Here is a 12,451-nt window from a genome sequence, read left to right on the forward strand (position 1 = left end):
CCGGCCAGTCCTGACCGCCACGGCAACGTCTTTGCCACGCGGCCGGCCCTCACCGCCCCGGCCGCCCGGTTTTCCGATATTGTGCTGCTCGTGCGCGTTCAAACCTCGGCGCGCGCTCCTTTCCGGGCCGTTTCCACGACCAGGCAACGCACAAGTACAAGAAAATGAGCCATCCCAACACCGAACTGATCGAGCGTTTTTACACCGCGTTCCAGCAGCGTGATGCCGAAACAATGGCTGCCTGTTATGCCGACGATGTGGTCTTCAGCGATCCGGCGTTTGGCGAGTTGCGCGGAGACGAGGCGCGCGACATGTGGCGCATGCTGGTGGCCCGTGCGCAGGATCTCTCGCTGACCTTTGACAACGTCGAAGCGGCCGATCTGAACGGCCGCGCCCACTGGGTGGCCCGTTACACATTCGGCCAGACGAGCCGTACGGTGGTCAACCGCATCGATGCGCGTTTCGTGTTTCGCGAAGGCCGCATCGCCGAACATCGCGATACCTTCGACCTTTGGAGCTGGGCCCGTCAGGCTTTAGGGATCAAAGGTGCGCTGCTCGGCTGGACACCATTCGTGCAGCGCGCTATCAGCGCGCAGGCGAGAAAAGGACTCGACCTCTATCGACGCAGGCAGCGCCGCGCGTAACAGGTCAGCCCGGCAGGTCAGCCCGGCGTCATACAGTCAGTCTTGCTATGAGCCGGCCAGTTGATGCAGTATTTCGTGACATGGACAAGCGGGGAGCGGTATGACGGTGGTGGATGCGTCATGGGAAGCATGGCTGAGCAGCAATGTCGCGCGCGGTTGCAGCATCGACTCGATGATCGACGCGATGGTGCAAGCGGGTTTCGCCACGGAAGCCGCGCGCGCGGAAGTGCACAAGGCGTTTGATATGAGCCCGGCGGACGCAGCGGTCTCTTCGCCGGCAGCGACCGAGGCGGCGCTGACAAAAGCCGTGCCGCAAACGTACCAGTACGACGACCCGCCCGTTGCGCGCGGCAATGTGATCCGTGCCTACGATCGCGACGTCCGCGTGTTGATGCGCTGCGAGCGGCCGCAAGTGATCGTGTTCGCGGATGTGCTGTCGCCTGACGAGTGCAACGAGATGATCGAACGCTCGCGTCATCGGTTGAAACGCTCCACCACGGTCAACCCCGTCACCGGCAAGGAAGACGTGATCCGCAACCGTACCAGCGAAGGCATCTGGTACCAGCGCGGCGAAGACGCGTTCATCGAACAGATGGACCGTCGCATATCTGGCCTGATGAACTGGCCGGTTGAAAACGGCGAAGGCTTGCAGATTCTGCATTACGGGACGACCGGCGAATATCGTCCGCATTTCGACTACTTCCCGCCCGATCAGGCCGGCAGCGCGGTGCATACCGCCCAAGGCGGCCAACGGGTGGCGACCTTGGTGATCTATCTGAACGACGTACCCGACGGCGGCGAAACGATTTTCCCTGAAGCGGGCATGTCAGTCGCGGCGAGGCAAGGTGGCGCGGTGTATTTCCGCTATATGAACGGCCAGCGTCAACTCGATCCGCTGACCTTGCACGGCGGCGCGCCGGTGCTCGGCGGTGACAAATGGATCATGACGAAGTGGATGCGCGAGCGGGCCTACGGCTAAGGCGCGTGCTATTCGGCCGCGTGACCTGCGGCGGTTTTCCCTGCCGTGCCGTCTGAGCCAGCTGACAGTTGCTGGAATGCGCTGCGCGCGCTGACGCACCCCATGCGCATGATCATCAGGCCGATTGCCGCGCCTGCCACGTGGTCGAGCATCGGCATACCCGCCATGCTGCCGGCCACACCCAGGGTCGCGACCAGCGCGGACACCGCATCCATACGCGCTTTAAGCAAGGCGGTCGCCTTTTGTGGTGCGGTTGTGGCTGCCGCTGTCGTTGTTGCGCACGGAAGGCTGTGGCATTGGGTCGGGACGGGTTATGTTGTCGCAGGAAAGTACCCGTCCAACGTGGCGCGCCGATGACAGTGTTGCAATGGCTGCCGGCGATCAGCTACATCCTGTCCGCCCACGCGCGCGGGTAGGATATTTCGTAATTCGCGATGCGTCGAATCCGACGTTGAATGCGTTTCAGCCAGGGGCTAGTTCCGAATCGTCGTGTGAAATGCGACGGGGCGGCCACCTATCATCCTTTGCTTTCGTCAGCATCGCCCGATTGGCCGCGCGCCCGGTCCGCGTGCGCTGAGCGAGCGAACTCCGGATGTGGGATGAGACGTATGCATGTCGTAAATGATGCCGTGAAAACCTGGTTGAGCAGTCATGTCGAGCGCGGCTTTAGCCCTGCGGCGTTGGTGGATGCCATGGTGGGCGCCGGCTTCGAGTCGGAACTCGCGCGAGCCACGGTGAACGCTTCGTTCGAGGCTGCCGGGACGGCTCGTGCGGCCCTTGCGGTCGCGCCATGCGGTGTCGAGGCGGCCGCGGGTGAGTACCGCTACGATCCGGTGCCGGTCGCGGCAGGCAATGTGATTCGTGCCTATGATCGCGACGTCAAGGTACTCATGCGCTGCGAGCGACCGCAGATCGTCGCATTCGCCGACGTGATGTCGGACGAAGAGTGTGCGGAGATGATCGAACGGTCGCGTCCGTTGCTCAAACGGTCCACTACCGTCAATCCTGAGAACGGGTCGAATGACGTGATCCCCAATCGCACCAGCGAAGGTGCCTGGTATCACCGAGGTGCGGACCCTTTCCTCGAACGGCTCGAAAAGCGCTTTGCCAGCTTGATGAACTGCCCGGTTGATAACGGTGAAGGCTTGCAGGTGCTGAGGTACGGGGTTGGGGCCGAATACCGGGCACACTTCGATTATTTTCCGCCGTCGCAGACGGGGAGTGCCGTGCATATGACTCGCGGCGGCCAGCGGGTTGCCACGCTGGTTGTGTATCTCAACGACGTGGTCGCTGGAGGGGAGACTTTTTTCCCCGATGCTGGCGTGTCGGTCGCGCCGAAGCGGGGTGGCGCTGTCTATTTTCGCTACATGAACGGGGCGCGACAGCTCGATCCTTTGAGCTTGCATGGAGGAGCGCCTGTTCTGGAAGGCGAGAAGTGGATCATGACCAAGTGGGTCAGGGAAAGCGTTTTTGCGTAGTGCGGCCGGTGTGCCAGAATCTGCTCGATCTGGCACACCGGTGCCCCGTTCGCCAATCCCACGCTTCATCTGTCGCCAACGAGCGGCCCCAGCCACCCGCTGCCCGCGCCCCCCTCAAGCCGTCCTATAGACGTCCGGGTTGTGCAGTTCCATATAGCGCTCCGGCGTCGTCAGTTCCTTGAAGCCGTGCGGTTTGTAGACGTGGTGAGCGTCTGTAGTCACCAGCACGATTCTGCGCAAGCCGGTCAGAGATGGGCTGGCGAATACGTGCGTCATCAACGCTGACGCGTATCCCTTGCCGCGGTACGCCGGCAGCACGAATACATCGCACAGGTAGGCGAACGTCGCCTGGTCCGTTATCAGGCGCACAAACGCGATTTGCTTGTCTTCGATATACGCGCCGAAACATAGCGACCCCGCTATTGCCCGGTCGAACGTCTCGCGCGGCATGCCCTTCGCCCATGCCGTTTCCTGCGACAGGAACGCGTAGATCATCTCTATGTCGAGGTCGGCCTTGTTGCTCGAAATCGTCAGCTCGTTGGCTTGCACCGCGTGTCTCCGCCTGTTCTGGTTAAGCAATCAAAGGATGCGGCGCCGGTTGGGCACCGCTGCTGCAACGCCAGCGTCAAACTCTTACATCCAGCCCGCGTCGCGCTCAGCTCTTTGCCGGGTCCTCGAGCCCGCGCGAACCGCCGCCGATGCTCTGTCCGGCGTCGCGTGCGAGACCCAGGTAGCCGATCACGGACACCAGCGTCACCACACCGGCAAACAGAAACGCCAGGCGGAAATCGTCCAGCGTGAAAACACGCCCGGTCGTCTCACCATTGAAGACCGCGGCTGCGCGCAGCGAGACGGCGCCGAAGGCAATGCCTAAACCGATCGTCATCTGGGCGGCGGCGCTCCATAGCGTGCTCGCCGCGCTCATCTGCGGCTGTGCGACATCGGCGTAGGCGAGGGTGGCAAGCGTCGAGAATTGCATCGAGCGCGCCACGCCGTAAATGAACACAACCAGCAGAACCAGCGCGAGCGGTACATTCGGTGTCAACAGCCCGCAGGCAATGATGAATACGCCGGCCACCGTTACGTCGATAATCGACACCATCCGGAAACCGTAGCGTTGCAAGATGCGGGTGGTCAGCGCCTTCATGCCGAGATTGCCCAGCGCGCTGGCCAGTAACAAAAGCCCCGACTTGAACGCCGACAACCCGAAGCCGACCTGGAACAGCAACGGCATCAGATAGGGCACCGCGCCAATGCCGATGCGGGTGAACGAGCCGGTTATCACCGTCACGGAAAAAGTCGGAATTTTCAGCGTGGAGACGTCGATTAGCGGATGCGGGTGACGCTTCGCATGCTGGAAGGCCACCACGCCCATCAATAATCCGCCGACGATGAACGCGCCCGCCACCCAGGGATTCTCGCCGGGCTGGCTCGCCAGTTCCGCGCCGTACAGGATCGCCGTCAACGTCGTGGCGCTCAGCAGGAGGCCGACGACGTCGAGCGGCTTGCGTTCGGTGCCACGCAGGTTCGGCACCAGCGCGAGCGCAACGGCCATTGCAGCGAGACCGAACGGCACGTTTAGCAGAAAGATCCAGCGCCAGGACGCATAGGTGGTGATGAAGCCACCCACCGGCGGCCCGACTACCGGCGCGGCAATCGCCGGCCATGTGATGGTCGAGATCGCCTGCATCATGCGGCTCTTCTCCGTGTTGCGGACCACGATTAGACGGCCCACCGGCACCATCATCGCGCCGCCCATGCCTTGCAGCAGTCGCGCGGCCGTGAATTCGGTCACGTTCTGCGACAAGCCGCACAACACCGAAGCCACCGTGAACACGCCGATCGCGCTGAAGAACACCGTGCGCGAGCCGCAGCGGTCGGCGACCCAGCCGCTCACCGGGATGAAAATCGCCAGCGCCAGCATGTAAGCCGTCATGCCGAGGCTCAGGCTGTTCGGCCCGACGCCGAACGAGTGCGCCATCTGCGGTAAGGCAGTGGCGATCACCGTGGTGTCGAGATACTCCATGAAGAAGGTGGCTGCGACGATATACGGCAGCCAGCCGATATGCGAGTTGCGTGCGCCAGCGGTCATTGCACCGTCCTCGCCACCTTGCCGTTGCTTGTGTATTCGATGACGCCTGTAGCGTGCCGATATATCCCGCGCGATTGTTTTGACTTCATGTTCTTGCGACTACCTTTCGAAAGCGTGTTTAAGCCGTCACCTCCAGCCGCCAACCCTGCATCGTAACGCAACAATTCGCGGCAGGCAGCGGCGCGCGCCAACGCACGGTGGCATGCAGTGGTATATGACAGCACTCGACGAAGTACGGCGGCAACAGCAACCGCACGCGGCCACACGCCGCTACGCACGACCGCATATGGCGACATTCTCAGCGGAACCCGACGGCACGCGACGACACCGGTGCAAAGTGCCGCACCGGAAACACAGCTTTCCCCCGCCGCTCAGTCCTTTGCCGCGTATTCGCGATCGAGCTTGTCGTACAGCGGCTTGTTCACAAGGCGCTGGCGTTCGCTGAACGGTGCGACCAGGGTGGCGTCTTCGTCGAGGCGGCCATTGCTCTTCAACGTGCCGAGCGCGCGTTGCATGCCGAGCACCGCGCCTTGCAGCGCCGCGTTCGCATACAAAACGATGCCGTAGCCGAGCTTGGCGAGCGCTTCACGCGATTGCACCGGTGTCTTGCCGCCGATCACGATATTGATCAATTGCGGCTTGTCGAACAGCGACGGCAAACGTTCGATGTCGGCAAGCGATTCAGTCGCTTCGATAAACAGAATGTCGGCCCCGGCCTCGATGAAGCGATGGCCGCGTTCGATCGCGTCTTCGATGCCGTGAACCGCAGCCGAATCGGTGCGCGCCATGATCTGCAGGTTGCCGTCTTCGCGGGCGTCGACGGCCGCGCGGATCTTGCCGACCATTTCGCTGGCGCTGACCACTTCCTTGCCGGCGAAGTGGCCGCATTTCTTCGGCATGACCTGGTCTTCGAACTGGATCACGTCGGCGCCGCTGCGCTCGAGCACGCGCACGGTCTGGCGCACGTTCAATGCATTGCCGAAGCCGGTGTCGGCATCGACGATCAGCGGCAGCGCGACCGCGTCGCGAATCCGCGCGCAATGCTCGGCGACTTCGGCCAAGCCAATGAAGCCGAGATCGGGCAGCCCGAGCGACATGTTGGTGACGCCTGCGCCCGTAATGTAGATCGCCTCGAAGCCGGCGTCTTCAATCACGCGCGCGCTCATCGCGTTGAAGGCGCCCGGCACGAGCAGGCCCTGGCGTTGATTGACTTTGGCGCGGAACGCGGCGCGGCGATTAGCGGAAGTGCTCATGGTGATGTGTCTCCAGATAGGAAGTGGGCGATAGAACGCTGAACCGAAAGTGCAGGAAGCATGCCATTCGCCGGCTCTCAGGATTTGTGCCGAGCAATCAGCAGCTTAGCCAGAAATCGCGGGCGGCGCGGTTCATGGCAGAATACCGCTGTGTTCCATGAAACGTTTCATGGAACGTTCCAGCTACGAGCGGAGCGTCGCAGTGTCCACTTTCATGTCGTCCCTTGCCAATCCCAATTCCGGGCGCCCGGGCGTTGCATTGGTCAGTATCAGCCGCTTGCAATCGATTTGCGAGACAGTCGCGCCTCGTTACACCGAGCGGGCCAGGTTCTTTTCGGTCCGGGAGGGTTACGGCGCGGCCGTCACGGCTTTGCAGGCCTATGTGGACGCCGGTTCGGTCGATGTCGTGCTGGCAGCCGGATCGAACGGCGCCTACCTGCGCGACAACCTGAGCGTGCCGGTGGTGATGGTCAAGGTGAACGGTTTCGACGTGTTGAGCGCGATCACCCGCGCCACGACGACCTGGCCCGGCGCGCAGATTGGCCTGGTCCTGCATGAAACCATCTCGCACGAACTCGCGGACCTGAGCGCGTGGCTGAACATCGGCCTGAAACAGCGCGCCTACCGCTCGATCGACGAAGTGCGGCTCGCGGTCGCCAATCTCGCGGCAGAGGGCTGCAGCGCGATCATCGGCCCCGGCATGGCCTGCGATTTCGCCCAGCAAGCGGGTCTGGAGAGCGTCTTTCTATACTCGCTGGGCGCGGTCGAAGAAGCGTTCGAGCGCTCGGTCGAGCTGGCGCGCGTGAGCCGCCAGAAGGAATCGAAGCGGGTGCGCCTGAACACGATCGTCGCTCATTTGCGCGACGGTGTAGCCGCCTTCGACGACGCCGGTCGGCTCGAAGCGGTCAATCCGGCGATGCTCGATCTGCTTGGCCTCGACCGCGAACAGGATGTCCCGGCGCAATTGACGCGCGCCGTCGGCCCGTTGCTGCGCGAAACGCTCGAGCATGACATGCCCGTCGAGGAACGTATCGAGCAGATCGGCGGCCGTGCGCTGATCGTCAACTGTGTGCCGATCGTCGAGCAGGGCTGGCGTTCGGGCTCGGTGGTCACGGTGCAGGACGCGCTGGTCGCGCAGCGGATCGACCGCTCGCTGCGTACCAGCCAGCGGCCGAAGCATCTGGTCGCGCGGCATCATCTGGACGATCTGGTCGGCAACTCGGCGGCGCTCGAACGGGTGCGGCGGCTCGCACGCGCAGGCGCGGCTCACGACGCCACCGTGCTGTTGAGCGGCGAAAGCGGCACCGGCAAGGAACTGGTCGCGCAGGGCATTCACAATGCCAGCCGGCGGCGTGGCAATCCGTTTGTCGCCTTCAACTGCGCGGCGCTGCCCGAAGGGCTGATCGAAAGCGAACTGTTCGGTCATGAGGAAGGCGCGTTCACCGGCGCGCGGCGTGGCGGCAAGCCGGGCCTCTTCGAAATCGCCCACACCGGGACGATCTTTCTCGACGAAATCGGCGAGATGCCGGCGGCGCTGCAAAGCCGGCTATTGCGGGTATTGCAGGAGCGCGAAGTCATGAAGCTCGGCTCCGGGCGCGCGACTCCCGTCGATGTGCGGGTGATCGCCGCCACGCATCGCGATTTGCACGCGCTGGTCGAGCAGGGCGTGTTTCGCGCGGATTTGTATTTTCGTCTCAACCTGCTTCAGATAGAATTGCCGCCGCTGCGCGAAAGACGTAGCGATGTCGCGCAACTGGCACGGCACTTGTTGAACCGCGGCGCGCTCCAATATGGGCTGTCGGGCGCCGCGTTCGAGCGGGTGCTGGTATTCCTCACGCCCTTGTTCGAGCACTATGCATGGCCCGGCAATGTGCGGGAGCTGGAAAATCTGCTGGCGCGCGCCGCGATTTATCTGAGCGATTCGGCCGGAGAGAGCGGGCAGGATCTGCAGACGGTGTTTCCGGAATTCGGCCGGATGCAGCAGGCGGCGGCCTTGAAAGCGTCTGCCGCAGTGCCCCCCGGCACCGGCGATGTTCCCCCCCGCGCGTCACCCACCCGCGAGGACGCGATACGCGCCCTCGAGCACGCCGGCGGTAACCGCGCTGCTGCAAGCCGGGCGTTGGGAATCGGCCGCACCACCCTTTGGCGGCTCATGAAAGACTGATCCGGCGCAATAGTCGCCGGTAGGTCGGCAAATAGCGTGTGACTATCACTACCATTAAAACAATCCGCTTTACCTATTAAGCGTCGTCTGACATACTGACTCCACTTTCCAACCACTCAGAAAGAGGACTCAGTAAATGCCGATCATCAATAGTCAAGTCAAACCGTTCAAGGCACAGGCTTATCACAAGGGCGATTTCGTGACCGTCACTGAAGAAAGCCTGAAGGGCAAGTGGTCGGTTTTCGTTTTCTATCCGGCTGACTTCACGTTTGTTTGCCCGACCGAACTGGGTGACCTGGCCGATCGTTACGCCGAATTCCAAAAGCTCGGCGTTGAAATCTACAGCGTGTCGACCGATACGCACTTCACGCACAAGGCATGGCACGACACGTCGGACACGATCCAGAAGATCAAGTACCCGATGATCGCTGACCCGACCCTGGCCATCTCGCGCAACTTCGACGTGCTGATCGAAGAAGAAGGCCTGGCGCTGCGTGGCACTTTCGTGATCAACCCCGAAGGCGAGATCAAGCTGTGCGAAGTGCACGACAACGGCATCGGCCGTGACGCCGGCGAACTGCTGCGCAAGGTGCAGGCTGCGCAATACATCGCGGCTCACCCGGGTGAAGTGTGCCCCGCCAAGTGGACGCCGGGTGCAGAAACGCTGACCCCGTCGCTCGACCTGATCGGCAAGATCTAAGGTCTAAAAGACCCTCGCAGTAAGCGCCTTACGGCGCACCGCTGTGCGGACCGCTTCTTACAGCGGTTCGCACGCCCCCGGGTTGCGCGCCTCCTATCCGGATGCGTGCGGCACCTGGGACCCAACACCCTCGTCACGGAATCGAAAGCCATGCTGGACGCCAATCTCAAGACTCAGTTGAAATCCTACCTCGAAAAGGTTAGCAGGCCTATCGAGATCGTCGCGTCGCTCGACGACAGTGCGAAATCGCAAGAGCTGCTGGCATTGCTGAGCGATATCGCGACGTTGTCGGAACGCGTCACCGTGATCGAGCGTCGCGGCGACGAAGAGCGCAAGCCGTCGTTTTCGATTGGCGAACCGGGCAAGGAGACGGGCATCCGTTTCGCCGGTATTCCGATGGGGCATGAATTCACGTCGCTCGTCCTCGCGCTTTTGCAGGTCGGCGGCCATCCGGTCAAACTCGACGATGCGGTGATCGAACAGATCCGCAGTCTCGACGGCGACTATCAATTCGAAACGTATTTTTCGCTGTCATGCCAGAACTGCCCGGAAGTTGTCCAGGCACTGAATGTGATGGCGCTGATCAACCCGCGCATCCGCCACGTGGCGATTGACGGTGCGCTGTTCCAGAACGAAGTCGAAGCGCGCCAGATCATGGCGGTACCGACCATGTTCATGAATGGCGAAGTGTTCGGCCAGGGCCGCAGCGGCGTGAAGGAAATCCTCGCGAAGCTCGACACCAATGCCGGTGCGCGTGCGGCCAGGGAACTGGAAAAGAAGCCGGTGTTCGATACGCTGATCGTCGGCGGCGGCCCTGCGGGCGCGGCTGCGGCGATTTACTCGGCGCGCAAGGGCATTGCGACGGGTGTCGTGGCGGAACGCTTCGGCGGCCAGGTGCTGGATACGCTGGCGATCGAGAACTTTGTCTCGGTGACTGAAACGGAAGGACCGAAGTTCGCTACTGCGCTCGAACAGCATGTGAAGAGCTATGAAGTCGACATCATGGACGTGCAGCGCGCTGAAGCGCTGATCCCGGGCCGCATTAACGAAGTGCGTCTGGCGAACGGCGCGGTACTGAAGGCGAAGACCATCATTCTCGCAACCGGTGCCCGCTGGCGCGAAATCAATGTGCCGGGCGAACGCGAATATCGCAATCATGGCGTGGCGTACTGCCCGCACTGCGACGGTCCGCTGTTCAAGGGCAAGCGCGTTGCGGTAATTGGCGGCGGCAACTCGGGCGTCGAAGCGGCGATCGACCTCGCGGGTATCGTGCGCGAAGTGACGCTGTTCGAATTCGGCGCGCAACTGCGTGCTGACGAAGTGCTGCAACGCAAGCTGCGCAGCCTCGCCAACGTCACGATCGTCACGCAGGCACAGACCACGGAAATCACCGGCGACGGCAAGAAGGTCAACGGTCTGGTCTACAAGGATCTGCGCTCGGAAGAAACGAAGAACATCGAACTCGAAGGCGTATTTGTGCAGATCGGTCTCGTGCCGAACACCGAATGGCTGAAGGGCACGGTCGAGTTGTCGAAGCACGGTGAGATCGTCGTCGATGCACGCGGCGCGACCTCGGTGCCGGGCGTGTTCGCTGCCGGCGACGTGACCACGGTCCCGTTCAAGCAGATCGTGATTGCGGTGGGCGAGGGCGCGAAGGCATCGCTCTCCGCGTTTGACCATCTGATCCGTAACAGCGATGTAGACGAAGTGCTGAGCGAAGCTGAAGCGGAAGTAGCAGTTTGATATTTTTGTTTTTTTAGTAGCGGATGGCGGCCTTCGGGCCGCCGTTTTTTTTGGGCGAGACCGGGCCAGCTTTGAGCGGACTTTGTTTAGGCTGAGTGAAGGCTGGGGCGCCGGTCTGTCAGGAAAATCTGACCCAAAATTCCGAGGGAATTTCCTTTCTCAGAGGTTTTCAGAGTGTTGTGATGAAAGCCAAAGTTCCTATGCCATTCGACAGTGTTATTTCGGAAAACGAACGACTTCGACAAACGTAGAATATTGATCGATCCAGAACCGTCGATTGTCTATGCCGAAGTGTGAAGTACGAGTTTTGAATCACCAGAATACGCAACTCACTGCTTTCAACCCGGTGTTCATCAGGGGACGACATGGGACTTGAGTCATCTCGATTCATTCGCCTTTAAATGCGACCTTGGTCTGAGCTCCGTGGTAACTGTACTCGTGATGTTTTTGTGCCACTGTTTTTCCCGTAGTTTTGCGCGGGACGGACGAGCACGCACTGAAATTCCGGTCGTCGAAATATACGATGATGGTCGTGAGCAACGCGTTCTCGATCCGGGGCGCTACGAACTGTCGAAGCACCTGCTGCGGGATTTGGTCATGACGCTTGGCGAGCGTCCCATTGTTGTTGCTGACGAGCAGCAGCCGAATTTCATGACGCTGCAAAGGACGAATGCCGATGGCACCACGTCGTTATACGCCGTGTTCTTTGAGGTGGAAAAAGATAGGGCGAGAAAGCAGCGTCTGATTCTGCGAGTTCAGTCCGCCTATCTTCTCGAAAAAGCGCTGACGAAACGTCAGCGGCAAGCGAAAAAGGTCGCGTTCAAAACCCTGCTGCGGGCAACCTATGAGGGGCGCAAGATTCGCCCCTAGCCGAAATGGCGGGCCACAAAAACCAACGGCTGCCTTTCGGCAGCCGTCGCATGCGGGATTCTCTATTCACCTTGCGGCGAAATTTCCACTCCAGGTGGAACCCGGTGACCCGGGTGGCGCTACGTTTTTCACACCCGCTCGTACGTAGTTTTGAGCTTTGATTATATGAATTTGACTAACCGCGGTCAAGTGGCCGACGACGTGACGCGCGGCAGTAGGCGGAGCCCAAGGCGGCGCTGCAGCTCTCGGACAGCGTTCGCTGCGTCCCAAACACCCGTTTCATTCACCCGCTCGAAGCCCAGCCCGAATGCCACACCAACGACCCCTTCGTTTGGAGTCTCCTACCTAGGTCAATTCCTTGGCTATCGCGCCCGTCAGGCCATATAAATCTGGGAGTCGGGCAAGGTCCCGCCGACATGCGTACTGGCTGGCAAGCCCAAGGCTTGCGGATACCAGGCGACATAAAAAAGGAGGAGACAATGGCAACATCGCAAGCGGCCCCCGCTCGGTGGGTCGACGGCAAACGCT

The 12,451-nt window shown here is 61.5% G+C and carries 11 protein-coding genes; 7 read left to right on the top strand and 4 right to left on the bottom strand.

The annotated features are described in order from the left end of the window. Positions 1–164 precede the first annotated feature (164 nt). Together VFE81_RS27715 and VFE81_RS27720 are read left to right on the top strand one after the other, a co-directional pair. Complete coding sequence (locus VFE81_RS27715; protein WP_325047634.1) at positions 165–644, top strand: nuclear transport factor 2 family protein; 480 nt, start codon at positions 165–167, stop codon at positions 642–644. 100 nt (positions 645–744) lie between these two features. Continuing rightward, entirely contained in the window at positions 745–1,623 is an 879-nt protein-coding gene (locus VFE81_RS27720; protein WP_325047635.1) for a 2OG-Fe(II) oxygenase, read from the top strand. Positions 1,624–1,631: 8 nt separating this feature from the next. Here VFE81_RS27720 and VFE81_RS27725 read toward each other — a convergent pair whose 3' ends face one another. Further along, positions 1,632–1,853, bottom strand: coding sequence for a hypothetical protein (locus VFE81_RS27725; protein ID WP_325047636.1), 222 nt, complete (start codon positions 1,851–1,853; stop codon positions 1,632–1,634). Positions 1,854–2,231: 378 nt separating this feature from the next. On the opposite strand from VFE81_RS27725, the gene VFE81_RS27730 reads away from it, so the two are divergent. Beyond that, on the top strand, positions 2,232–3,101 hold the full coding sequence (locus VFE81_RS27730; RefSeq protein ID WP_325047637.1) for a 2OG-Fe(II) oxygenase: 870 nt from the start codon (positions 2,232–2,234) through the stop codon (positions 3,099–3,101). 114 nt (positions 3,102–3,215) lie between these two features. Here the strand turns inward: VFE81_RS27730 and VFE81_RS27735 are convergent, their stop codons facing one another. The 3 genes from VFE81_RS27735 to VFE81_RS27745 all read right to left on the bottom strand — a co-directional run bounded on the left by VFE81_RS27735 (position 3,216) and on the right by VFE81_RS27745 (position 6,446). Further along, positions 3,216–3,650, bottom strand: a complete 435-nt coding sequence (locus VFE81_RS27735) for a GNAT family N-acetyltransferase (protein WP_325047638.1) — start codon at positions 3,648–3,650, stop codon at positions 3,216–3,218. A 106-nt stretch (positions 3,651–3,756) separates the two neighbouring features. Then, entirely contained in the window at positions 3,757–5,193 is a 1,437-nt protein-coding gene (locus VFE81_RS27740) for an MFS transporter (protein ID WP_325047639.1), read from the bottom strand. A 371-nt stretch (positions 5,194–5,564) separates the two neighbouring features. Further along, the gene (locus tag VFE81_RS27745) at positions 5,565–6,446 is read right to left on the bottom strand and encodes an isocitrate lyase/PEP mutase family protein (protein WP_325047640.1); all 882 of its coding nucleotides are present in this window, start codon (positions 6,444–6,446) and stop codon (positions 5,565–5,567) included. 214 nt (positions 6,447–6,660) lie between these two features. Here VFE81_RS27745 and prpR point away from each other — a divergent pair, with 214 nt between their 5' ends. From prpR to VFE81_RS27765, 4 genes are all read left to right on the top strand, one after another. Continuing rightward, positions 6,661–8,610, top strand: coding sequence for a propionate catabolism operon regulatory protein PrpR (gene prpR / locus VFE81_RS27750; RefSeq protein WP_325047645.1), 1,950 nt, complete (start codon positions 6,661–6,663; stop codon positions 8,608–8,610). Positions 8,611–8,746: 136 nt separating this feature from the next. Further along, a complete protein-coding gene (gene ahpC, locus VFE81_RS27755; protein WP_325047641.1) occupies positions 8,747–9,310 on the top strand; it encodes an alkyl hydroperoxide reductase subunit C in 564 nt (187 codons plus the stop codon). A 150-nt stretch (positions 9,311–9,460) separates the two neighbouring features. After that, complete coding sequence (gene ahpF / locus VFE81_RS27760) at positions 9,461–11,053, top strand: alkyl hydroperoxide reductase subunit F (RefSeq protein ID WP_325047642.1); 1,593 nt, start codon at positions 9,461–9,463, stop codon at positions 11,051–11,053. Between the two features lie 372 nt (positions 11,054–11,425). Continuing rightward, entirely contained in the window at positions 11,426–11,923 is a 498-nt protein-coding gene (locus tag VFE81_RS27765; RefSeq protein ID WP_325047643.1) for a hypothetical protein, read from the top strand. The last annotated feature ends 528 nt before the right edge of the window (positions 11,924–12,451 follow it).

Source organism: Paraburkholderia sp., assembly GCF_035656215.1.
Classification (GTDB): Bacteria; Pseudomonadota; Gammaproteobacteria; order Burkholderiales; family Burkholderiaceae; genus Paraburkholderia.